The following is a 23,889-nucleotide window of genomic DNA, read 5'->3' as shown; positions in this document are numbered from 1 at the left end:
ACGCCGACCATCAGAGCCAGGACCACACCCATGCCGCAGCCACCCGCACCATCCGCCCAGGTGACAGCCGCCGAGATCTCCCGCATCGCGGGTGTCACGCGCGCCACCGTCAGCAACTGGCGACGCCGGCACGACGACTTCCCCGCGCCCTCGGGCGGCACGGACAGCAGCCCGCTGTACGACCTGGAGGAGGTCCGCGCCTGGCTCGCCTCCCGCGGACAGCACACAGCGGCCACGCCCAGCGGTGAGCTGCGCACCACCCTGCGCCTGCGTGAGCGGGCCGACGCCGGCACGTCCGACCTGCTCCTGCTGGTCCTCGCGGCGGCCCGCCGCCCCGCCGACGACCTCACCGCTCTGCTCGCGCTGCCCGACGACGCCCTGGTGAAGCAGGCGAACGACGCGGCGGTCGAGGTCGCGGACGTGGTGCCGGACACGGACCCCGTCCGGTTCGCCGCCGCCGACACCACAGTTCTGCGTGCCCTGCTGCTCTGCGTCCGCGACGAGGGCGCGCAGACGGCGCTGGGCGTCCTGGCGGAGCGGGAACTGGAGGACAGCGCCGCCAGCGGCGCCTACCGGACCCCGCCCCCGCTCGCCGACCTGCTGGCCCGCCTGGTCCCGGGGTCCCCCGCCCGCGTCCTCGATCCCGCCTGCGGCAGCGGCACCCTGCTGACGGCCGCCGCCGCGCGTGGCGCGCGCGAGCTGTACGGACAGGACAGCCTGCCCGTCCAGGCGCGGCGCACCGCGGTCGGCCTGACCCTGACGGCCGGGGAGGGTGCGGACGTCACCGTACGCACGGGCGACAGTCTGCGTGCCGACGCCTTCCCGGACCTCACCGTCGACGCCGTGCTGTGCAACCCGCCCTACGGCGACCGGGACTGGGGCCACGACGAACTGGCCTACGACTCACGCTGGGCGTACGGATTCCCGCCCCGCGCCGAGTCCGAACTGGCCTGGGTCCAGCACGCGCTGGCCCACCTCGAACCGGGTGGCCACGCCGTGCTGCTCCTTCCGCCGGCCACGGCGTCCCGTTCCTCCGGCCGCCGCATCCGCGCCGAGCTGATCCGCAGCGGCGCGCTGCGCGCGGTGGCGTCCCTGCCACCGGGGGCGGCCATTCCGCTCCACATCGGCCTGCAGGTGTGGGTGCTGCAACGACCGGAGCCGACGCGGCCGACGTACCAGACGGTGCTCTTCGTCGACACGGTGGGCGAGCCGTCGGTGCCAGGGCGCGGCGGAACCCGTTCGGGCTCGGTGGACTGGGCGCGGGTGACGGAGCAGATCCTCTCCGCGTGGACGGCGTACGCCTCGGACCCGGACCGGTTCGAGGCTCTGGCCGGTGTGGCGCGGGCGGTGAGCGTGGTCGATCTGCTCGACGAGGTGGTCGACGTGACCCCGGCCCGGCAGGTACGTACCGCCCAAGCGGACATCGCCCCGCAGGCACTGGCCCGCGAGGCCGCGGCGGCCCGCGAGGGGCTGACGACGGCGGTGCGGACGGTGGCCGAGCTGGCCGGCACGACGGCGTGGGACGCCGCGGGGGCCTCGGCCCGCGACTGGCGCACGGCCACGGTGTCGGACCTGGCCCGGGGCGGGGCGCTGAAGGTGCTGCGTGCGGTTCCGGTCTCGCCGCGGGCGGCGGCCGCCGAGGCGGAGGACGCGGAGGAGGGAGCCGACGGCGGGGCGCATCGCCCTGTTCTCACGGGCGGTGACATCGCCGGCGGCACCGGACCGACAGGGCGGGCCTCGGACGCGCAGGCCGAGCAGATGCCGGAGATCGCCGAGGGTGACGTCCTGGTCCGCAACCTCGTCGGCGGCACCGGCCCCGTGGCCCGGGTCGCGTGCGAGGCGGAGGCCGGTGCCCTGCTGGGGGTCGGCGTCCACCTGTTCCGTCCGGACCCGGCGCGGCTGGACCCCTGGTTCCTCCTCGGTTTCCTCAGCTCCGAGGCCAACCTGGCCGGCGCCTCGACCGGCAGCTCCACACTCCACCTCACGCCGGGGCGACTGCGCGTACCGCTGCTGCCGCTGGAGGAGCAACGCCGGTACGGCGAGGTCTTCCGGCACGTGGAGGCGTTGCGTGAACAGGCGCGGCGTGCCAGGGACTTGGCCGAGGAGACGGCGCGGCTCGTGAGCGGGGGGCTCACGGGCGGACAGCTGGTACCGGAACCCGCCTAGGCTCTGGTACCACCCCCACTCCAGATGCGGACGGACGAGGGTCCACCATCCCCCTCCCCCGCACTCACAGTCATCCGTATCAGCCCCGGAAGGGAAGCGGAAGAAGTCTTGAACAGCAGCAAGCACACGGAGTTGGCGAACCACGCGTGGTCCGTCGCCGACCTCCTGCGGGGGGACTACAAGCAATCGGACTACGGCAAGGTCATCCTGCCGTTCACGGTGCTGCGGCGACTGGAGTGCGTGCTGGAACCGACCCGCGAGAAGGTCGCCGAGATCGCGGAACAGCACAAGGACAGCGACATCGACCCGGACCGCTTCCTGCGCCGGGCCTCGGGGCACTCCTTCTACAACCGGTCGAACCTGACCCTGAAGAAGATCGCGGCGGACCCGCAGAACGCGGCGAGGAACCTCGCGGTGTATGTGGGCGCGTTCTCCGACAACGCCCGCGGCGTTCTCGACCGTTTCGAGTTCGCCCAGCAGATCAAGCGGCTGGACGGCGCGGGCCTGCTCTACCAGGTCATCGGCAAGTTCACCGACCTGGACCTGCGTCCCGAGGCCGTGCCCAACCACAACATGGGCTACATCTTCGAGGAACTGATCCGCCGCTTCGCGGAGCAGTCCAACGAGACGGCCGGTGAGCACTTCACACCGCGTGAGGTCATCCAGCTGATGGTGCGGCTGCTCGTCGCCCCGGACGGCGACGCGCTCCAGCTCCCGGGCGCGGTGCGCACGGTCCTCGACCCGGCCTGCGGCACGGGCGGCATGCTCTCCGCGATGGACGACCTGATCACGGAGCTGAACCCGGACGCCACGGTGGAGGTGTACGGGCAGGAGCTGAACCCCGAATCGTGGGCGATCTGCCGGTCCGACCTCATGATCAAGGGGCAGGACCCGGAGAACATCGCCTTCGGCAACTCCTTCTCCGATGACGGCCACAAGCGCAAGACCTTCGACTACATGCTGGCCAACCCGCCGTTCGGCGTGGAGTGGAAGAAGGTCAAGGACGAGGTCGAGGCCGAGCACCGGCAGCTCGGTGACGCCGGACGCTTCGGCGCGGGCCTGCCGCGCATCAACGACGGCTCGCTGCTGTTCCTCCAGCACATGATCGACAAGATGAAGCCGGTGGACGTGGACGGCGGGGGCGGCTCGCGCATCGCGATCGTCTTCAACGGGTCACCGCTGTTCACGGGCGCGGCTGGCTCGGGTGAGTCGGAGATCCGCCGCTGGATCCTGGAGAACGACTGGCTGGAAGGCATCGTCGCCCTGCCGGACCAGCTCTTCTACAACACCGGCATCTCCACGTACTTCTGGATCCTCACCAACAGGAAGAACCCGGACCACAAGGGCAAGGTCGTCCTGCTGGATGCCCGCGACCAGTGGCAGAAGATGCGCAAGTCGCTGGGCGACAAGCGCAAGGAGCTGGGCAAGGAGCACATCGCCACGGTGGTCAAGCTGTACGGCGAGGCCCTGGCGGTGGCGGGTGACGCCGAGCACCCGCTGCACGGCAAGGTGAAGGTCTTCCGCAACGAGGACTTCGGCTACCAGCGGATCACGGTGGAACGTCCGCTGAAGCTGCGGTTCGAGATCACGGCGGAGACGCTGGCGGCGCTGGAGGCGTCCAAGGCCATCCAGAAGCTGCCGCAGGCTCCGGTCATGGCGGACGCCTTCAAGTCCCTGATGGGGACGAGTTGGGGTACGAAGCAGGAGGCATGGCTGGCGCTGAAGGACGCGGTCGTGCAGGCCGGCGGGACGTGGCCGACGGGGGCGCCGTTCAACAAGGCGCTGCGCGAGGTCATCGGCGTCCGGGACCCGGAGGGCGAGGTCCAGCTGGTCAAGGGTGAGCCGGAGCCGGACACGGAGCTGCGGGACCACGAGAACGTGCCGCTGGGTGAGGACGTCGAGGAGTATCTCGCGCGGGAAGTCCACCCGCACGTGCCGGACGCATGGATCGACCACAACAAGACGAAGATCGGGTACGAGATTCCGTTCACGCGGCATTTCTATGTGTATGAGCCGCCGCGGCCGTTGGCGGACATTGACGCGGAGCTGAAGGTGCTCGAGGCGGAGATTCATGAGCTTCTGGGGAAGGTCACGGAATGAGCAACGCCATTCGGTTGCGTCACCTGGCGCAGATCAACCCCGGCACTCCCGCCTTCGACGCGTTTCAGGACGACGACGAACTGACCTTCCTCCCCATGGAAGCCGTGTGGCCAGGCAGCCGTCTGGACATGTCACACCGCCGTACCAAGAAGGCAGTGTCGACCGGCTACACGCGTTTTCAGAACGGTGACGTTCTGATCCCAAAGATCACCCCGACTTTCGAGGCCGGCCGTGCGGTTCTGATTCAAGGACTGTACGGAGGTGTCGGTGCAGGGACCACCGAACTCCATGTGGTACGACCAGGCAAGGCGATCGATCCGCGGTTCCTTCTCTACGTCGTCAATACCCACAGCTTCCTGAAGCTTGGCGAGGCCGAAATGTACGGCGTGGCCGGCCAGCAGCGCGTACCGGACGATTTCCTGCGCGATCTGCTTGTGCCGCTTCCCTCACTGGAGCAGCAGCGCCGCATCGCGGATTTCCTCGATACCGAGACGGCACGCATCGATCGGATCAACACCAAGCGCCGCAAGCAGCTGGACTTGCTGGCCGAGCGTCGCACGGCTGCACTGGCCCAGTGCGTCTCGTCGGACGGTCCGGACTCGATTCAGCATCCCCTCGTGGGCACCGTGCCACACACTTGGCCGGTGTTGCCTCTACGTCGGGTCATTCCGGCAGTGAACGTCGGTGTCGTCGTCAACCCATCGACGTACTTCATGGAAGACGGAGTTCCTTTCATCCATGGATTCAACGTGCGATCCGGGTGGATCGATCCGCATGGCATGAAGTTTATGTCCCATGAAAGTAACGAGGAGCTCCGCCGATCACGCGTCCGCAGCGGTGACGTTCTGGTGGTCCGGGCCGGCTCCCCAGGTAGAGCCGCCGTGGTGACCGAGCAGTACGACGGAGCGAACTGTGCGTCTGTGCTGATCCTGCGGCGCGGTCGCGCCATGCTGCCGCAGTTCTTGTCAGCATTCATCAATTCGCCGGCGGGACGGGGCCAAGTTCAGGTGTCCCAGTACGGAGCTGCGCAGGAGGTTATCAGCGCAGCGCAGATGCTCTCCTTCGTGGCCCCTGTCCCGGACGTGTCCGAGCAGCAGTATCGCGTCGACCGGCTGAACGCAGTCCTCAACAGCCAAGACCAAGTTGTCAGCAAGCTTCAGCGTCAGGCTTTTTTGCTTGCCGAACGCCGCCAAGCCCTCATCACCGCCGCCGTGACCGGCCAGTTCGACGTATCCACCGCCGGCGGTCGCAACGTAACCGAAGGAGTCTCCGCATGAGCCCCGTGCACGACGAGTCGTCCTTCGGTACCGCCATCGTCGCCGCCCTCTGCGAGCGTGGCTGGCGGGAGGCGAACCCCGAGGACTACCAGGCCGACCTCGGGCTCGACACCAACGAGCTGTTCACCTTCATCGGCGCCACCCAGCCCGACGAGTGGGACGAACTGCTCACCGTGTACGGCGGCAACCCCAACGAGGCGCAGCGCGGGTTCGCGCAGCGCCTCGACCGGGCGATCGCCGACGACGGGCTGCTCCACGTCCTCCGTAACGGCGTGAAGGACCGTGGAGTCCATCTCCGCGTCGCTTACTTCAAGCCCAACCTCATCTCCGCGGACTCGGTCCTCGACGGCTACCGGGCCAACCGCCTCACCGTCGTCCGTGAGCTCCGTTACGCCACCAAACAGGCCGACTGGGGCCACGAGCTCGACCTCACCCTGTTCCTCAACGGCATCCCCGTCGCCACGGCCGAGTTGAAGAATCCGCTCACGGGTCAGGGCGTCGAGCAGGCCAAGGAGCAGTACCGGACCGACCGCGACCCGACCGAGCTGATCTTCACGCGCCGTGTGATCGCGAACTTCGCCGTCGACCCGGACCTCGTCTTCGTCACCACGCAACTCCGCGGCAAGAGCACCCGCTTCCTGCCGTTCAACACCGGCTCCAACGGCCCGGGCCAGCCCGGCGGCGCCGGCAACCCGGCCCCGACCGCACACGGCAAGTACGCCACGTCGTACCTCTGGGAAGAGGTCTGGCAGCGGGACAACTGGCTGGACCTCCTCCAGCGGTTCGTGCACCAGCAGAAGGAGAAGACGCCCGGCGGCGGCACCACCAAGACGACGATCTTCCCCCGCTTCCACCAGTGGGACGTCGTCCGTAAGCTCACCGCACACGCGTCCGTCCACGGCGCCGGCCAGAATTACCTGGTCATGGCCTCCGCCGGCTCCGGCAAGTCGAACACCATCGGCTGGCTCGCCCACCGCCTCAGCGACCTGCACGCCCGCCGGGATCCCGCCGTTCTGCGGCCCGACGCCCTCGCCGACGGCCGTATCAAGCCCGGAGAGCCGGTCTTCGACAAGGTCATCGTCATCACCGACCGCCGCGCGCTGGACGCCCAGCTCTCGGCGACCGTCGGCAGCTTCTCGCAGACCGACGGCCTGGTCGTGAAGATCGACGAGAAGCACGGGGCGAAGAGCGAGCAGCTGGCCCGCGCCCTCTCCCGGGACACCGGGAAGATCGTCACCGTCACCCTGCACTCGTTCCCCGCGCTGCTGGACTACATCAAGCGCAACCCCACCGAGATCAAGGGCACCCGCTTCGCGATCATCGTCGACGAGGCGCACTCCTCCCAGTCCGGCGACGCGGCCACCGCCGTGAAGTCGGCTCTGCGCGACCTCGGCCTGGACGCCGACTCGGACGACGAGGGCGCGACCACGGTCACCGTGGAGGACAAGCTGAAGGCGAAGGCGGTCGAACGCTCGCGCGCCTCCAACCTCTCCTACTTCGCCTTCACCGCCACTCCGAAGGCCAAGACGCTCGAACTCTTCGGCACGGAAGCGGTGGAGAACGGCAAGACCGTCTACCGCCCCTTCCACACGTACTCCATGCGTCAGGCCATCGAGGAGGGCTTCATCCTCGACCCGCTGCGCAACTACGTCACCTACAACACCTACTGGAAGCTCGCGAACCTCAACCGCGACGAGAAGGAGGTCGACCCCTCCAAGGCGAACAGCCTGCTCGCCCGGTTCGCGCTCATGCACGAGCACACGGTGTCCCAGCATGCCCAGGTGATCGTGGAGCACTTCGTCGCCCACACCCGCGGCCGGCTCGGTGGTCGGGCCAAGGCCATGGTGGTCACGGCGTCCCGCCAGTCCGCCGTGCAGATGGCCCGTGCCATCCGCAGCTACATCGCCGACCGCGAGTACGACAGGAAGTACCCGGATCTGGGCGTCCTGGTCGCCTTCTCCGGTTCCCTCACCATCGACGGCGAGGAGACCACCGAGAGCAAGGAGAACGGCGGTCTGCCCGAGAGCGGGCTGCCGAAGGCGTTCGCCTACACCCGCGCGGACGACAAGGCCGCGAAGGCCGGCGGCCGGGGCCAGCGGGAGTACCGGATCCTCGTCGTCGCCGAGAAGTACCAGACCGGCTTCGACCAGCCGCTCCTCACGACGATGTACGTCAACAAGACCCTGACCGGCATCGCCGCCGTGCAGACGCTCTCGCGCCTCAACCGTACCGCCGACCGCAAGTCGCAGGCCGACCTGGCCGTCCTGGACTTCGTCAACGAGGCGGAGGACATCCAGGACGCGTTCCGACCGTACTTCGAGGAGGCGCACACCCTCCCCTCCGACCCGAACCTGCTCTACACGGCCCAGAGCCGCGTCATGTCCGCACCGATCATCTCGGAGCAGGACATGGACGAGTTCGTCGCCGCGTACTTCGAGGCGCAGGAGAAGGCCGGCGGCTCCCAGGCCAAGTGGGAGAAGCTGCACGCCGAGCTGTACCGGCTCCTCTCCCCCGCCGTCACCCGCTTCAGCGCCCTCCTGGAGAGCGAGGAGGAGGACGACGTCGAGACGGCCGAGGAGTTCCGGGCCCACCTCAACGACTACGTGCGCAAGTACGGCTTCCTGGCGCAGATCGTCCCCTACCAGGACGCCGACCTGGAGCGGCTGTATCTGTACGGGCGTTACCTGCTCAACCGGCTGCCCCGCCTCGCGGACGGCGGCGTCGACATAGGCGAGGTCGACCTCAGCCACCTGCGCGTCGAGAAGACCGGCGAGTACGACAAGTCCCTCGTGTCCGAGGGGCCGGCCGAACTCAAGGGGTTCGGCGACGGGGTCGGCGGTGGGACGGAGGCCGAGAAGTCGCTGCTGTCGGAGCTGATCGAGAAGTTCAACGCGAAGTTCGGCACCGAGTTCACCGAGGAGGACGTCCTCCCGGCCTTCAACGCCACGAAGAAGGACCCGAAGGTGCGGGCCGCCGCCCTCGTCAACGACGAGGAGAACTTCGGCGTCGTCTTCGACAAGAAGTTCGAGGAGAACATGATGGACCACGTCTCCACGATCGACACGCTCGGCAAGCGGTACTTCGGGACGGACCGGAACTTCAAGTCCAACCTCGACCGCAGCGCCCGCCGCGCGGCCTGGCGGATGATCCGCAGGGAGGAAGGGCTGGACGACTTCTGACGCCGACCGGGGCACCCGCACACGCTCGGTGCGGGTGCCCCAGGACGCGCCCAGCCGCCCCAGCCTCGCCTGCCGATGAAGGCAGATCCCCGTCGGCTCGGCCGCCGGCCACGGCAAGACGGTCTCGGCCGAGTACACGGTGGCGCGATACGGCCCGACCGCCGCGCCCTCGTAGGACCCCGCTGGACGCAGTGATCCGTTTCCGGGGAGACTGACCGCATCCAAGGGGGCCCGGAGGAACGGGCGAGCGCGAGTGCAGGACGCGGGGCGGGGACAGGTGCCGGACAGATCGATCGCGGGCCGCTACGAGTTGCTGGAGCGGCTCGGAAATGGCGGCATGGGGGATGTGTGGCGGGGTTACGACGCGGTGCTCGACCGGCCCGTCGCCGTGAAGCGGATCCGGCCGCAGGCCGTCGCCGCCACGCCGCAGATGGCCGAGGAGTTCGAGCGGCGCTTCCGACGCGAGGCGCGCATCACCGCCCGTATCCAGCACCCCGGCGTGCCGCAGGTGTACGACGCCGTCCTGGACACCACCCACGAACACCTGTTCCTCGTCATGGAGCTGGTGGAGGGCATGCCCCTGACCCGGTACGTGCACGAGGAGCGGCCTCTCCCGGTCAGCTGGGCGGTGGCGGTGGCCGCGCAAGTCGCCACCGTGCTGTCGTACGCGCACGACGTGCCCGTGGTGCACCGCGACCTCAAGCCGTCCAACGTCCTGGTCGCGCGGGACGGCACGGTGAAGGTCCTCGACTTCGGCGTCGCGGCGATCCTGCAGACCGACGTCACCCGGCTGACGGCCTCCGGCCGGCCCATCGGCACGCACCAGTACATGTCGCCCGAGCAGGTGCGCGGCACCCGGGTCACCCCGCGCACCGACCTCTACGCACTCGGCTGTGTTCTCCACGAACTCCTCTGCGGCAAGCCGCTGTTCAGCGCGCACAGCGACTTCGAGCTGATGGACCAGCACGTCCGCGCCGCGCCCACCCCGCTGCGACGGCTGCGGGCCGACGTGCCGGAGGAGCTGGAGGCGCTGGTCCTGCATCTCCTCCGCAAGACCCCGGAGAGCCGGCCGGTGGATGTGCAGGAGGTGTACGAGCGGCTGATGCCCTTCCTGCCCGCGCCCGGTGAGTCCTCCGCCCTCGGGGAGGCCGGGCCGCCCGGTGCGCCCGATCCGACCGGGCTCTTCCGCCGCCCCTACGCGCCTCGCGCCCGGGCCGAGAGCCGTCCCCGTACCGCCCAGGACGCGGCGGCTCCCGGCCAGGTTGCCGAGCATGTGGTCTCGCCGCCCGAACGGGAACTGCTCCGGGCCCAGTTGCGAGAGGTCGACGAGCACTACATCGCGCTCATGGAGGAGGAGCGCTACACGCAGGCCGCCGAGGTCGCGGGCGAGATGATCGAGCCGCTGGCGCGGGCGTTGGGCACCGAGAACAAGGCTGTCCTGAGGTTGCGGCGCCACCGGGCGGTCAGCCGGCAACTGGCGGGCGACCACCGGGCGGCCCTGCCCGAGTTCGAGACGCTGGCCGAGGCGTACGGCCGCATCAACGGGCCGACCGACGAGGCCGCCCGCTACTGCCGCGCCCAGGCCGCCCGCTGCCGTGGCGAACTCGGCCAGGTGACGGAGGCGCTGGCGGAGCTGCGTGCGGTCCTGGAGGTGGAGCGGGCCGTCGAGAGCGATGTCAGCGACGCGGCCGTGGAGCTGCGCCGCGACATCGGCATGCTGCTGCTCGGCCAGGGCAACCCGCAGGAGGCCCGGGCCTGTCTGGAGACCCTGTACGAGGACGTCGTGCTCGTCCACGGCCCGCGCCACGACGTGGCCGTCGAGGCCGCGGAGGTCCTGGCCACGCTCCGCCGGGAACTCGACGGCGGGTGACCGGCGCGGCCCGGCCGGACCGCCGGTGACGAACGACCGAACGGCCCGCGGCAACGCCATGGGAGCCTAAAATCCCACCATGCCGCACCTCGCCCTCGACAAGGCCTTTTGCCAGCAGCTGGAGAAACTCGAGAAGCACGTCAGGAACGGCGTGTTCGACGCCTGGGAGAAGTTCGAGCGGCTCACCCTCGACCAGCTCTTCAAGGACCCGGGCCTGAAGCTGGAATCGCTCAAGGGCGCCAGGGACCGACAGATCCGGACCATCCGGATCACCCAGGGGTACCGTGGCGTGGTCCTCGCGCCCGAGACGGGCGACACCTTCGTGCTGCTGCGGGTCGGCCCGCACGACGAGGCCACCGAGTGGGCCGTGCGGCAGAAGGCGACCATCAACGCGGTCACCGGCGCCGTGGAGCTTCGAGAAATCGCCACCCTCGAGGAGCTGGCCCCCGCCTACGAGCGCATCGCGCCCGCCGAGGAACAACGGCTCTTCGCGAAGGTCTCCGACGGAGAGATGGCCGCGCTCGGCATCGACGCCACCACGCTCGCACAGGCACGCGTGCTGACCAGCCTGGAACAGCTCGACGTCTTCGGGCAGTTCTTCCCTCCCGACCAGTACAAGGTGCTGGAACACCTGGCACTCGGCGCGAGTGTCGAGCAGACGTGGCAGGAAGTCGTGGTGCCGGCGCTGGCCGGTGCGGCCTCACAGGAGCCCGTGGACACCACCGACTACGCGACCGCCATCGCGCACACCCGTACCCGGATCGCCGTCGTCACCGACGCGGACGAACTGCGCGACATCCTCGACAAGCCGTTCGCCGCCTGGCGGATATTCCTGCACCCGGCTCAGCACAAGGTCGCCTACCGTCCGTCGTACTCCGGCCCGGCGCAGGTCACCGGCGGGCCCGGCACCGGAAAGTCCGTCGTCGCCCTCCATCGGGTGCGGCATCTGCTGCGCCACCTGCGCGACGGCGACCGTATTCTCCTCACCACGTTCACCAACGCCCTCGTGGACTCCCTCAGCGAAGGGCTCTCGCTGCTCGTCGACGACCCCGACCTCCGGGACCGGGTCGACGTCATGACCGTCGACGCCTTCGCCGGGCGCGTGGTCAACACCTCGCGCCGGCCGCTCACCGGGTACGAGGCGATCACCCGGTGGGAGCGGGCGGCGCACGTCACCGGGTTCACCGGCACCCCGCAGTTCCTCGCCCAGGAGTACAAGCACGTCGTGCTCGCCCAGGACATCCGCGGTCAGGAGGAGTACGAGGTCTGCGAGCGCCGGGGCCGCGGCAGCGCGCTGCCGGTCTCCGCCCGTCCTCTGGTGTGGCGGACGATGGAAGAGTTCACCCGGCGGCTGGCCGAGGACGGGCTGCGCACTTATCTCGGCACCTGTGGGGAGGCCACCGACCTGCTGACCGAGCAGGGGCCTGCCTACAGGCATGTCGTCGTCGACGAGGCCCAGGACCTCCACCCGGCCCAGTGGCGGATGCTGCGCGCGGCCGCTCCGCGGCGCCCCGACGACCTGTTCATCGCGGGCGACCCGCATCAGCGGATCTACGACAACCGCGTGTCGCTGAGGTCCCTCGGCATCAACGTCGCCGGACGTTCGACCAAACTGCGCAAGAACTACCGCTCCACCCAGGAGATCCTGAGCTGGGCGACGGGACTTCTGCTCGGCCGCCCCTACGCGGAACTGGCCGACAGCGGACGGAACGACACGCTCATCGGATACAGCTCCGCCCTGCACGGCTCCCGGCCTCGCGTCCACGCCGCGGAGACGGAGGAGGCCGAACTCGACGCCTTGGTCGAGCAGGTGGGTGAGTGGGTTGACGCCGGCGCCGCGTACGGAGAGATCGGGGTCTGCGCACGGTTCAACAAGACTTGCGAGAAGGTCAAGCACCGCCTGACCAAGGCCGGGATCCCGGCCAGCCGGGTCCGGGCGGGAGCCGCCCGCACCGACGACGCGGTGAACGTCGGCACCATGCACACTTTCAAGGGCCTCGAGTACCGCTACACCGCGGTCGTCGGCGTCAACGACCGCGCCCTGCCGAATCCCTCGGCCGTCACGCCGGAAGAGGTCGACCGTCTCCAGCACGAGGCCGATCTCGCGGCCGAGCGCTGTCTGCTGTTCGTCGCCTGCACTCGGGCGAGGGACGGGCTGTATGTCTCGTGGGCCGGGCAGCCCAGCCGATTCCTGGTCGAGGCCGGCTGCGCGGTGGAGTAGCGGCTGCCAGTAACCACTCCATGCGGTTTGACACCGCTTTCACGCACATAGAAGGCTACATCTCGCTTGAGCCCTGGATGGGGCAGCGCAGCGAGGGACGCCGCGCGGCGAAGGGGTGGACGGGTGGCGGCTGGGGGGACGCGGTTTCGATCGCCTGCAATCACATCGGCGATGTCCGCGCCCGGAGCCTCTTCCGCCGCCGACAGCAGGCGAGAAGCCCGAGTAGGGGCACTGGCGGGAGGGGTGTGCGGTGGCTGACGAGAAGACACCTGACGGGGGAGCGGTCGAGAAGGCCGGGCGGTGGGTCGCCGATCTCGCGGAAAAGGTCATGGTGAACGGCATCGGACCGGTCACGGCATCGACGACGTGGGCCGAGGATCGCCTTGCCCGCCGGCAGGGAACCGGTTACCGGGCACCGGATGACGATGAGCGCCCTGCCCCGGAGGACATGCAGGACGACATTGACGCGGTCGTCGCGCGTCTCATCAAGGAGTCCGTGGCCGCAGCCGGAACCCAGGGGTTCGTCACCGGGCTCGGCGGTCTGATCACCGCGGGCGTGACGATCCCCGCGAACGTGGCCGCGTCCCTTGCCATCAACTTGCGGATGGCCGGCTCCATAGCGCACCTCCGAGGATGGGACATCCATGACCCACACGTGCGGACCGTCGTGATGATGCTCGCGATCGGGATGAGCGCACAGAACGTCCTGGCGGCTTTCGGCGTGAAGGTCGGCCAGAAGCTCGGCGAGCAGATGATCAAGAAGATTCCGATGGCCGTGCTCCATGCGATCAACAAGAAGGCCGGGTTCCACCTCGTCGCGAAGTACGGAAGCAAGCGCGCGGCGATCACGCTCGCCAAGGGGGTCCCGATCCTGGGAGGCATTGTCGGAGGGGCCGTGGACGCGGGAGCCACCGCCGTCATCGGACGGGCCACGGACAGAGCCTTGCGCGGCGACCTTCTGCGGACCGAGGAAGCGAAGTAACGAAGAAGCGAACCAGACGGACCAGCCGGCGACCGTGACTGCGCTGCCGCTCTGGCGGTGACCGGGGCCGGGCTTCCGAAGGAGCCGGCGATGCCCCGGAAGCCGTCACGCCGGCTCAACCGGTGGATCAACGATGCGCAGCCGCCTACGACAACGCAAGCGAGGGCCGCGACCTGACGGTCGCGGCCCTCGCTACAAGGAGTGTCCGAGGGGGGACTTGAACTCTCCACTCGGGCACCAGCCTATTAGTTAGCTGACCTGCGGATACGCCCTCTCTGGGCCCCCTTCGGGGGAGTGGGGGTTGGTCATGCTCACCTGCTGTTTCTGCCCGTTCCTGGCCGCTGTTGGTCATGCGTTGGTCACGTGTCCAACCCGCCTGAGCAACGGGAAGCCCCCGCCCATGCCAGCCACGCGAGAACGGTCACCAGACGGCTCACAGCCGGTCCAGACGAGACGGGGGAGCCGTCCACTCCCGCCCGCCCCCTCTGGCCCGGACGAACGCCGTGAGCCGCGCTTTGCGCTGCCCCGGCATCTCCGCCGGGTCTTCCCAATCGCGGATGATGTCCTGGAGTATGCCGATGCGTTCGCCATCCGTAACGGCCTTGCCGATCATGCGTTCGGTGACCACGGCGTACCTCCTTGGAACAGCGCCCGCACATCCCTTACCAGTTGGTCGGCCTGCGCCTCTACGGCCAAGCGGGGAGGGTCGATGTACGCCCAGTCACAGCGGCCCGGATGGTCACGGAAGATCGTGCAACCGGTGTCCGTCGGGGTTCCCTTTCGCTTGAGACAGACCTCAATGTCTTCAAGCCATTGCGTCGTCGCGCCGTCGAACCAGCAGAGGTACACATCAGTGCACGGTTCCAGGCTCGCCCCGGTGCGCAGGAAGGCCGCGTGATGGTCGTGCGGCACGTCTTCCAACTTGCACTGAAGGGTGACGCCCGACGCCCACTCGATCCGGGCGACAGGGGATGAGATCTCCGCTGCTGCCGACCGCACTTCGTCACTCAGAACGGCTTGTGCGATACAGCGGTACATCACGCCTCCTCTCGGCACCGACGGCACGGCCGGTCGACGCACAGTGCGTGCGGCGGAAGCTGGACCACGCCGGAGCGCACATCGCACCGCCCGCCGTATTCGTCCCACCAGCCGTCTGGGGAGTCCCTGTACGGTCCCGCAGGATCGTCCAAGAGACTGATTAGTTCGGGAGCCGGTAAGCCGCCACCCCGGCCGTTCGCGCGCTTCACCGGGGGCCTCACCACCTCCGCTCCCGCGTCAGCTCCGCGTACAGCCGTTCCTGCGCCTCCACCTTTCTGACCAACTCCGGTTTGGAGGCCGCTTCCAAGCGCTTGCGCAGTCCGTCCGCCCGCGCCCCGTACACCGCTTGCAGGAGCTGCACGGGGTAGTCGGAGAAGGTGACGTAGCGCGGAACGCCCTTGACCGTCTCCTTGAAGCACGGCCAGTTGTTGGGGAGGTAGTGCGCCGTCACGACTCGACACCCCCAGGCGGGCACTCGACGCACGCGTACGGCCGGCCGTTGGGTTCCTCGCCGGACGGCTTCACCCGCCGGACGACTTCAAGGCTGCCGAACGTTTTGTGACACCGGCGGCACTTCTCGCCTCGGGGCGCGTACGTCGTGTACTCGCTCTGCTGCGCGTCGGTGCTGGCTCTCGTCCGCTCGGGACTTTCCGATGGTCTGGCTGTAGCTTTGGGCACTGTCGTCAACCCCTTGCTGGTTGGTGACCACGCCCCGGACCGTCGCCACGGTCGCGGGGGTTCGCGCGTCCAGTCACCCATCACCCTTTCGCCCCTGGTGGCGCGTTCCTACTTCGTTCCAGGACCGTTAGACACGGAGTAGGTCTACCGTGTGAAGCGTGCCTAACGTCCCAGGGGGTACTCGTGAATGAAGCGTTACGACGCGCCATGCTGGCTGCTCGGATGACTGACCGTCAGCTAGCTGAGAGGTGCGGGGTCGACATCAAGACGGTCGGTCGATGGATCACCGAGGCGGGACGTGTCCCTCGTGCTCGACACCGGTGGGCCGTCTGTGAGGCACTGGGGGAGGATGAGGCGGTGCTATGGCCAGCAGCCGCAAAGAAGGCGATCAAGGTCGGGCCGGATCGCGAGATCGTTTCTGTCTACCCGTACCGATCAAGTTGCCCAGCTTCCCTATGGCGGTCATTGATCACCAAGGCTGAGCGAGAACTCACATTCGCCGGTTACACGAACTACTTCCTGTGGCTCGAACAGGCCCGATTCGGGACCGCGCTGCGACGCAAAGCGGCTCAGGGATGCCGCGTGCGTTTTCTGGTAGGCCACCCCGAAAGTGACCTCACTCGAACCCGTGAGCAGGATGAAGACGTAGCGCTCACCCTATCAACGCGTATCCGTGTGACACTTGCCGAGTTGGAAAAGATCAAGAGCCAGCCCGGCATTGACGCAAGGTTCAGCTCCGGGCATGCACACCTGTCCGTGTTCCGTTTTGATGACGACATGATCGTTACCCCCCTGCTAACTCATAGCGTTGGGCATGATGCGCCAACGCTGCATCTGCGTCGTTATCAGGATGACGGCGTGTTTGATCGATTCGCCACACACGTCGATGAGCTATGGAAACGGGGTACCCCGGTCTGGGATGAGGAGAGTAATGGGTAGGCGCGACTACGAGGACGATCCGAACGCCCCGGCTGCGAACAGCCTAGTTCCGGCTGCTTCCGCCGTGGTTGTCGACGACGCCGGGCGCATCTTGCTCCAGCGTCGGCGCGATAACGGCATGTGGGCTCTCCCTGGCGGCGCCATGCATCTAGGCGAGTCTCTACCGGACTGTGCGGTTCGGGAAACTCTCGAAGAGACTGGCTATGAGGTCGAGATCACCGGCATTGTCGGCACTTACACGGACCCCCGCCATGTCTTCGCATATGACGATGGAGAGGTCAGGCAAGAATTCTCCATCTGCTTCCTGGCTCGACCAGTTTCCGGAAAGCTGACAGTCTCTGAGGAATCCACAGAAGTGCGTTGGTTCGATCCCCCAGAAATCGATGCACTCCCGATGGTTAGCAGCATTCGAAAGCGTCTGAATGACTGGCGTAATGGCAATATACCGGTCATTCGTTAGCTGACATGATGCACGGCTCCCAAACGAAAGAAGCCCCGACCCAATTGAGTCGGGGCTTTCTTTGGTTGCTTAGAGCAGGGCGAGGAAGGGGTTCGTGTCCCCGAGCGATTCCGACCGCTTCGATTCGGGCGCAGGCGCCGGGGGCTGCTGGGGCTCCGGGCGGTAGGCGTCCAGGCTGACGACCGTTGCGCGGGCCTGCTCACGCTCCGCGCTGGCCGGCATCGGCTCCGCGACCGTTTCTGTCGACGCACCGTTTTCGGAACTATCACCGCGGACCGTGAAAACGGTGGCCGGCCGTCCCGTCTTCCCCGATCGTTCCACGGTCACGACGATTCCGGGCAGTTGCTTGACCTCTGCTGCGGTCGCTCCCACGTACGGGAGCACTTGGGAGGAAGTGGCCCGGCCTCCGTGCAGCTCGATCCGGGCTCGCACCTTGTCCTCAAGGGTGAGCGGCTGGCGCTTCACCTTCGGGGAGGTCGCTCCCTTGGTGATCCGTACGGCGTCCTGCACCGACCGGCGGACCAAGCTGAAGGCGGCGGACAGCATCTCTTCCGTGATGGTCTCCGAGCACTCGGACGCTGCCAGGCAGGCCGCGACCCTGAGCGTCTGCTCTGCCGTCCGCTCGATGAACACGGCCTGTCCTTCGGGCAGGGTCTCACCCAGGATGCGGGCGTACCGGCGAACCACCCGCCACAGCGGCCGGGCATCCTCCGCAAGCGTGATCACACGCGGCCGGGTCGTGGCCCACCCGTAAGCGTCGGCCAGCTCTCGCCCGTCCACCTCAGGCAGGCTCACCCGGTCATCGTCCAGCAGCGGGACCGATCCCAGCAGGAAGGGAAGGATGCGGTTGTACGAGCCTCCCGCCGCTTCCGACTCACCGACGTACTTGGACCAGTCAGAGGGCGTTACGTGACAGTGCAGAACCATTGCAGGGTCACGTACTTCCTGCGCCTCATCCTTGGTCGTGTTCCGCAGAGTCGACCCATCCCACGCGGTCCGCAGCTTGGTCGTGAACGACGCATCCCGCTTCACCCTGCGGAGCACTTCCGACCACTCTTCTTCGACCACGAGAGTCCGGACGTCGCGCCCGTGCTCGGTCTCGGCGGTCGCTTCCTGCTGCTCCCACAGGTGGTTCACCATGCTCGCCCCGGACGTGATGCCACTCGTTGTGTGAGTCGCCAGAAAACGGCCCAGAGCCTTGTCCAGGACGTGATGAGCGGCCCGCAGTGCGGTTCCCTTACCGCGCCCGGTACCGGCCACCAGAGCGGACCACAGCAGCACCGGCCGGGGACCACGGGAAGAGACCTTGACCGTCCCACCAATTGCGGCCGACCACATCGAGAGGGCGGCCACATACACCCCCAAGGGGTCCGCTTCAACGAAGGGAGCGATCCGGCGAACCGCGCGACCGATGGGACCGTACAGAACGGGGGTGCTCATGCTGCGTCCACTTCCTGGGGGTTGGTTTGGTTGCGGAGGGGCGTAACGGGGCGCCACCGCCCTCCGTCCTTGGTCTGAAAGTGAGGTTCCTTGGCTGTCTTTTGCAGCAGGGGAAGCGCGTCTCCCCCGTCCGCCGGAACGATCACCGAGTTACAGCGGCCCACCTTGTCCCACCGGACATGACGCCGGACGGCTTCAAGCGACAGAGGGTCACTGCTCACGATGCCGGTACGACGCTTGCCCTTTGGCGTTGTCCAGACGACCCAGGAACCAGGGGCGTAGACACGCCTGCATGGTTTGGAGTCCGCCCCGTATGCCTTGGCGTTCTTCCACACACTCAGGTCACGGGGCCGGGGGTGACGGCCGCAGTCGGCGGCCGTCACCGAGGGCGCGGCGCTTAGGCCGCTGCCGCTTTTCCCTCCGACTCATCCCGGTGCTCCCACGCATGCCTCACGTGCATCGGAATTCGGCCCTTTGTGGGTACGGCGTAGCCGTGCTCTCGGGCCCATGCCCGGACGGCACGGTTGCGTTCACGCTCGCTCATCCCGGAACGGTCGACCTTGGCAGGCTCCGGAAGGGGATCACCACCGACCAACTCACCCGCCCGAACAGCCGACTTGAAGCGTCCCGGTTCCCGCACGTCCATCACAGGGATGCCACGCTCGGAAGCGTCCCGCAGCTTGGTGGCGTTCCGGTCGCCACCCTCACCCAGGATCAACAGAACTGTGCTGTCATCGGCACGACCGACCACCTCATACCCCAGGTTGCGCACCGCTTCCCGCGCGTCATCCCACTCGTACCCAGGCACTTCACCAGCGATCATCACGGACGGCACCGGCTCAGGTCCGGACTCCACCACAGGCGCTTTCGGCTCCGGCTCCGGCTGCGGGACAGCTTCGACAACCGGCATGGGCTCGGGCTCAGCCTGCGTGGCCTCTCGCTCTGACGGAGCGCCCAACGCATCGCAGAGATAGCGCCCGAATGTGACGTCGTGTTCCAAGCACAGGTGCCAAGTGTCCTTGCCCAGCTTCAGTGATGAAGTGGCATCGACTTCAGAACCATCCTTGGCCAGATGCGCGTCGCAGTACAGCTTTTCCACGGGCACCAAAACCGTTTTACGCATGGCGCGGCATTCCTTCGTTAGTGCGGAAGTCTGAGTGAGGGTCCGGAGCGTTGCTCTACGGCTTCCCCGCTGACATCTATTCTTCCGCACCTCTATCACGGAATGATAACTAACAGATAACTTACACATTACTCTAATTCCATGAATACGGGGGGTAATGCATCATTAATTCTCTGTAGACCCCACCGGGGGTGCGACCCTCCGACCACGTTCGCCAATGAAATCCCCAAGCCCCAGCGGTCACGTCTGGCGGCACACGTGGCACTTCTTCGGTTGGTGCTTCAGTTTGTCGTCCCACGGCCTCACTTTTCCGGTCAGTTGCCAACCGGCGTGGATGGCGAACTCCTCGACACATTCCGAGCACTGGGGTTCATCCCAGGGGCATTCGAAACCCGCCCGGTGTACACCGTCATGGATTCCTGCGGCCCCGGCCTTGGCTGCTCGTCTGCTCACTCGTCACCCTCAAATGTCCATCCCAGCCGCTTCATGCCATCGGCGGTCAGACCGAGGGCGGTAGCCAGTTGCCGGTATTCCGTCAGGTGGTCGCGGGTGGCAGATCCGTCAAGGATCTTGCCGTAGTAGGTCAGCATGACGGCAAGAGTGGGCACGTAGGACTCATCCCAACGCGCGGCCTGGGGACTGTTCCACCATTGGTGCCACTGCTCGCTTTCGGCATCTGACCACTCCCTTACAGAAGGCAGCTCAGGAACCGGGAGGCCGTGATCATTCGGCAGCACATCCAGGCCCTTGTATCGGGAGTGTGGCGAGTTAGGGTTTCGCAATCTCGGCATGAATCCTCCGGGAAAAACGGACAGTCACGGCCGGCGAGGCCGTGTGATCGACGGGAGGTGAAAACAACGGGCCCCCGCGGAGTGCAGGGGCCCGAATAAATCCAGGGTTCAGGAAGTAGGCCAGGTAACGGCAGCCTTGACGATTCCCTTGGTGGGCTTGGACTCATCAAAGGTGTTGTCGGCCTTCTTGGTGTCCAGTTCCGGATAACGCACGATCTTGCCGCCGTACAGGTGCAGGGTGTCGATGTAGTCAGCCCGGTACTTCTCCGACTGTCCCTCACGGAAGCCGGTGAACTGACTGGCGTAGGTGGCGAACTCCGAGTGACCCGCCACGATGTCTACACCGGCAGGCATAGCCGTAGTGGTCAGGATGGTGAACCCGGCAAGGCGAGCAACGACACCATTGGCAGTCACGCCGCCTTCGCCGTATGCGGCAGCGTTAGCCACGGACGGATGCTCGATGAGGTACCGCTTCACGCGTGGCGAGACGACCACGTAACGGCCTGCCGGGATGTCGCTGGAGTCCAGCTCCAGCATCATGTCCAGGATCGCGCTGTAGAGGCTCTGAGGGATGTTCTCGGCCGTCGGCGTGATGGCCGGAAGCGCCGTCGCCCCGATGGCGATGATGTTGCCCATGAAGGCGTCAGCCTCACGGGCCAGGGCCCGGATCATCTGCTGGTTGATCGGCGAGTCAAGGCCGCCAGCCAACTGGACCCGTTCGGCATCTTCGACCAAAACCTGTAGATACTTCGCCTCGGTAATGGTGAGCTTCTGATCCACGGTTTCCGGCCGCTGGGCCGTCATCCCGTCAGCGATCGTGTAATCGCCCACGGTGGGCCGAAGAAGGCTGTTGATGTGGACCACATCGCCCTTCTGTCGGATCTCCCCTTCGTACTTGTTGTTGGACACGAACGGAGACGCCCAGACAAGAAGTGGGTCAAACTGCGTGAGAAGTTCCGCATCCCAAATCTCAGGGATGAAAGTGGTAGTGCCAGGCTGCTGGTAGGCAAGGCTCATATGTGCTCCTAGTTATCGCTTGCGAACGTCGAGAGAAATGCGGGGGTGTACTCGAAATGAGTTGCCTTCACGGTTGTGGCCAGCGCCCCCAAGAGGAGGGAGCGTCGGTTCCCTGGGCCTGAAAGGCGCTAGGACCTTGTCCATCGACTCAGCCGAAGGTTTGCCGTCTTCACCAAGCAGCTTGGAACCGTCCAGGTAATCGGTGAATCCATCGGGGAGGGTGATCCCTGCCTGGGCTGCGTAGCCCTTAAGTTCAGCCCGAGCCAGCTTCGCGGAATACTCCCGCTCAACCTGGGCTCGAACAGGGTCGGAAGGGTCGGCCGGCATGGCCTCGGTAATCTGTTCTACGTCGCTCACGGCGACCTCCTAACTAATGGTTCGGGAATTAGGCAGCCCGGTCGGTCTCTGCCTCACTCATAAGCGAAGCCACAGGGATTTGGAGATGCCTGGCGGCCGGGGCAAGCGTGCGAAGACTCGGGCACGTCTCACCGGACTCCCAGCGACGCACTGTGGATGGGGCTACGCGCATTCGCTCAGCCAGGGCCTCTACGGAAAGCCCCAGAGCCACACGGCGGGCAGCGAAGAAGTGACGATCAAACATTGATGACTCCATTCCAGTCATGCAGGAATGCGCGACGGCAGGCAAAAATAAAACCCCGGCCGCGTAGGCCGGGGTCAATCAAGTCCCGTGAGGTTGACTCTCACTAATGATGTATGTGTCCTGTCGCGCAAATCCGCCCGGATGGTGGGGGAAGTGAGACGGACGCCACAGGAGACCTACTCTCACTAATGATGTCGGTGTCAAAGCATCCGGTCTGGGACACTGCTGGCAGGAAGTGAGTTACAAATCACGCCGGGGACCGCGGGGACAAGTTGGCTCGGGTATGTACTCCCTCGCCAGGAGGTATGGGCTCCTCCTGTGTGTCGTTGGCAACCAGTTGCCTAACTCCACTCGCCTTGGCTGACTCAGGACTCCAAAGGTCCTGCATCTGAGAGGAAATGAGAGAGGGCCCCGGCGGAGGGGCCCCTACTCACTACTACCTACGCTCTATGAGCTACGTACTACCAACTACTAACTAAGTCCCCGGTTGAACGGGAAAATGGGAGCACTAGACGCCAAGGGCGATCCGACAAACCCCCGAGCCCCAGGGTGGTGCTGCGCTGAACGGGTCTGTGGGGTCAGGGCAGTCGCCTCCGAGGTGAGCCGGGCAGGCCTCGACGCTTCCCGTCTCGGAGGGTTCAGCCGGCCGTGACGCTCCGTTTTTCGGCGCTGCCTTCTTCCTCGGCTTGCTCGGCATGGTGTCGGCCACGGTGATGACCTCAGCATCCACGGAGTTCGCCAGCGCAGGGTAGATCTCCTCATCGTCCAGCAACTCCAGGGGCACCGACAGGCGGAGCTTCGCCGCCCGCCGCTGCTTGCCCTGCTGGGTGAAGAACCCGAACCGCGTCAGAACGTCCCGGCACCTCTTCCCCGGGTGGTCGTTTGTGTTGTAGCCCAGCTCATCCGCGATCGTCGTATCCCCGGTGAACATCAGGCCGGTACGGCCGTTCGTATGCCGAAGCTGGGCCAGGGCCCACAGCAGATGTTCACGCCCGAACTCGGATGCCTTTCGCGCCAGTAGGCCACCCGGCCCGAAGGCATCGAAAAGGGCTCGGGTCCACTCGGTCTTCACATCATGAGTCGCAGCGACCAGGCGACGCGGATAGACCTCGGTCACTCCGCTCCCTGCTCATCCAGCCAGCGATCCAGATCCGAAGGGCGGCACCGAAGTGACTGACCCACCTTGCGGAACGGGATCTGTTCGGCCCTCCAGTTCCCGTACACCCAAGAGCGGGGCTTGCTCAGGTAGTCGGCGACATCGTCAACGGTCATCAGCTTGAGCTTGGTCAACGCCTCTCCTTGCTGGCCGGTGGGCGGTGGGCTCCGCCCGTTCCTGTCCGGCCCTACTTTCAGATGTACGCCGCTCCACCCACCTTGTCAAACCTAGGTGTGTCCACCCGGGGTGGTATGGTGAGGGTGTGAGTGAATACATCGAGATCACGCAGGACGTAGGGCCGTGGCGAGTGCTCATGCGCTGGGCGGCCGACGCCGACCCGGCCAGCGGCCCTACGCGTGTGCTGATCACCCCGCATCCGGACGCCGATCCGGCTTCCACGCAGGGCGGCGTGTCGTCCACGGTGCTGCGGCAGGTCGACTTCAAGAAGGCGGGCGACCAGTTCCGCGCCGCCCGGCCGGCCGACCCTCAGCAGCAGGTCGCGCAGGACACAGAGGCGGAGGCTCTTCGGTGGCTGCTGGGCTCTGAGGGCATCTCGGATGCCTACCTGGCGTTCCTGGCCGAGTCCTACGTCCGGGCCGTTGCACGGGCCGTGCCCAACGTCACGGCGCACCTGGCCGAACTAACCCACAAGCGTCCCGAGACGATCCGAGGCCACCTCAAGGAGGCCCGCAAACGGGACCTGCTGACCACCGTTCCCGGCAAGGCCGGGGGGCAGCTCACTGCCAAGGCAAGGGAGATCACGACAGGCGAATACCTCGACAAGATCACCGATCACCTCATGGGCAACAACTAGAAGGGCAACCCACCCACGTGACAAAGCGCGGTAACGG

20 protein-coding genes are annotated in these 23,889 nt (G+C 66.8%); 10 read left to right on the top strand and 10 right to left on the bottom strand.

Annotated features, from left to right (window positions below; genetic code table 11):
* The first annotated feature begins 60 nt into the window (after positions 1 to 60).
* From IE251_RS16185 to IE251_RS16155, 7 genes are all read left to right on the top strand, one after another.
* The gene (locus tag IE251_RS16185) at positions 61 to 2,166 is read left to right on the top strand and encodes an N-6 DNA methylase (RefSeq protein ID WP_200692424.1); all 2,106 of its coding nucleotides are present in this window, start codon (positions 61 to 63) and stop codon (positions 2,164 to 2,166) included.
* 108 nt (positions 2,167 to 2,274) lie between these two features.
* On the top strand, positions 2,275 to 4,266 hold the full coding sequence (locus IE251_RS16180) for a type I restriction-modification system subunit M (RefSeq protein WP_189753645.1): 1,992 nt from the start codon (positions 2,275 to 2,277) through the stop codon (positions 4,264 to 4,266).
* A complete protein-coding gene (locus IE251_RS16175) occupies positions 4,263 to 5,543 on the top strand; it encodes a restriction endonuclease subunit S (RefSeq protein WP_189753644.1) in 1,281 nt (426 codons plus the stop codon). The genes IE251_RS16180 and IE251_RS16175 overlap by 4 nt, the downstream gene beginning before the upstream one ends.
* Entirely contained in the window at positions 5,540 to 8,722 is a 3,183-nt protein-coding gene (locus IE251_RS16170) for a type I restriction endonuclease subunit R (protein WP_189753643.1), read from the top strand. Before IE251_RS16175 ends, IE251_RS16170 begins: the two co-directional genes overlap by 4 nt.
* A 277-nt stretch (positions 8,723 to 8,999) precedes the next feature.
* The gene (locus IE251_RS16165) at positions 9,000 to 10,592 is read left to right on the top strand and encodes a serine/threonine-protein kinase (protein ID WP_189753642.1); all 1,593 of its coding nucleotides are present in this window, start codon (positions 9,000 to 9,002) and stop codon (positions 10,590 to 10,592) included.
* Between the two features lie 79 nt (positions 10,593 to 10,671).
* The gene (locus IE251_RS16160; RefSeq protein WP_189753641.1) at positions 10,672 to 12,813 is read left to right on the top strand and encodes a UvrD-helicase domain-containing protein; all 2,142 of its coding nucleotides are present in this window, start codon (positions 10,672 to 10,674) and stop codon (positions 12,811 to 12,813) included.
* 250 nt (positions 12,814 to 13,063) lie between these two features.
* Positions 13,064 to 13,795: an EcsC family protein gene (locus tag IE251_RS16155; protein WP_200692423.1), complete on the top strand. Its 732-nt coding sequence runs from the start codon at positions 13,064 to 13,066 to the stop codon at positions 13,793 to 13,795.
* Positions 13,796 to 14,228: 433 nt separating this feature from the next.
* Here the strand turns inward: IE251_RS16155 and IE251_RS16150 are convergent, their stop codons facing one another.
* The 3 genes from IE251_RS16150 to IE251_RS16140 form a co-directional block, all read right to left on the bottom strand.
* Positions 14,229 to 14,423 carry a hypothetical protein gene (locus IE251_RS16150; protein WP_189753640.1) on the bottom strand — a complete coding sequence of 65 codons (195 nt, stop codon included), beginning with the start codon at positions 14,421 to 14,423 and terminating at the stop codon, positions 14,229 to 14,231.
* Positions 14,405 to 14,833: a hypothetical protein gene (locus IE251_RS16145; protein WP_189753639.1), complete on the bottom strand. Its 429-nt coding sequence runs from the start codon at positions 14,831 to 14,833 to the stop codon at positions 14,405 to 14,407. Before IE251_RS16145 ends, IE251_RS16150 begins: the two co-directional genes overlap by 19 nt.
* 217 nt (positions 14,834 to 15,050) lie before the next feature.
* Positions 15,051 to 15,284, bottom strand: a complete 234-nt coding sequence (locus tag IE251_RS16140; RefSeq protein ID WP_189753638.1) for a hypothetical protein — start codon at positions 15,282 to 15,284, stop codon at positions 15,051 to 15,053.
* Between the two features lie 584 nt (positions 15,285 to 15,868).
* On the opposite strand from IE251_RS16140, the gene IE251_RS16135 reads away from it, so the two are divergent.
* Together IE251_RS16135 and IE251_RS16130 are read left to right on the top strand one after the other, a co-directional pair.
* Complete coding sequence (locus IE251_RS16135) at positions 15,869 to 16,450, top strand: DUF5919 domain-containing protein (protein ID WP_229896787.1); 582 nt, start codon at positions 15,869 to 15,871, stop codon at positions 16,448 to 16,450.
* Entirely contained in the window at positions 16,443 to 16,910 is a 468-nt protein-coding gene (locus IE251_RS16130) for an NUDIX domain-containing protein (RefSeq protein WP_189753636.1), read from the top strand. The genes IE251_RS16135 and IE251_RS16130 overlap by 8 nt, the downstream gene beginning before the upstream one ends.
* 69 nt (positions 16,911 to 16,979) lie before the next feature.
* Here the strand turns inward: IE251_RS16130 and IE251_RS16125 are convergent, their stop codons facing one another.
* From IE251_RS16125 to IE251_RS16095, 7 genes are all read right to left on the bottom strand, one after another.
* Positions 16,980 to 18,350, bottom strand: a complete 1,371-nt coding sequence (locus IE251_RS16125; RefSeq protein WP_189753635.1) for a DUF3987 domain-containing protein — start codon at positions 18,348 to 18,350, stop codon at positions 16,980 to 16,982.
* A 397-nt stretch (positions 18,351 to 18,747) separates the two neighbouring features.
* Positions 18,748 to 19,473 (bottom strand): Lsr2 family DNA-binding protein, encoded by a 726-nt coding sequence (locus IE251_RS16120; RefSeq protein ID WP_189753634.1) that lies wholly within the window; start codon positions 19,471 to 19,473, stop codon positions 18,748 to 18,750.
* Between the two features lie 449 nt (positions 19,474 to 19,922).
* Positions 19,923 to 20,264, bottom strand: coding sequence for a phage terminase small subunit (locus IE251_RS42310; RefSeq protein WP_444545173.1), 342 nt, complete (start codon positions 20,262 to 20,264; stop codon positions 19,923 to 19,925).
* A gap of 108 nt (positions 20,265 to 20,372) precedes the next feature.
* On the bottom strand, positions 20,373 to 21,281 hold the full coding sequence (locus tag IE251_RS16110; RefSeq protein ID WP_189753632.1) for a phage major capsid protein: 909 nt from the start codon (positions 21,279 to 21,281) through the stop codon (positions 20,373 to 20,375).
* Between the two features lie 385 nt (positions 21,282 to 21,666).
* Positions 21,667 to 21,882: a helix-turn-helix domain-containing protein gene (locus IE251_RS16105; RefSeq protein ID WP_189753631.1), complete on the bottom strand. Its 216-nt coding sequence runs from the start codon at positions 21,880 to 21,882 to the stop codon at positions 21,667 to 21,669.
* 508 nt (positions 21,883 to 22,390) lie between these two features.
* Entirely contained in the window at positions 22,391 to 22,999 is a 609-nt protein-coding gene (locus tag IE251_RS16100; protein WP_189753630.1) for a PIN domain-containing protein, read from the bottom strand.
* Positions 22,996 to 23,172 carry a helix-turn-helix domain-containing protein gene (locus IE251_RS16095; RefSeq protein WP_229896786.1) on the bottom strand — a complete coding sequence of 59 codons (177 nt, stop codon included), beginning with the start codon at positions 23,170 to 23,172 and terminating at the stop codon, positions 22,996 to 22,998. The genes IE251_RS16100 and IE251_RS16095 overlap by 4 nt, the downstream gene beginning before the upstream one ends.
* Before the next feature lie 128 nt (positions 23,173 to 23,300).
* Between IE251_RS16095 and IE251_RS16090 the strand changes: the two genes are divergently transcribed.
* Positions 23,301 to 23,852: a hypothetical protein gene (locus IE251_RS16090; RefSeq protein WP_189753629.1), complete on the top strand. Its 552-nt coding sequence runs from the start codon at positions 23,301 to 23,303 to the stop codon at positions 23,850 to 23,852.
* Positions 23,853 to 23,889 lie beyond the last annotated feature (37 nt).

It is taken from the genome of Streptomyces eurythermus (assembly GCF_014649115.1).
GTDB lineage: Bacteria > Actinomycetota > Actinomycetes > Streptomycetales > Streptomycetaceae > Streptomyces > Streptomyces eurythermus.
The sequence above is the reverse complement of the archived record's forward strand: the minus strand, read 5'-3'. Positions and strand labels throughout refer to the sequence as shown.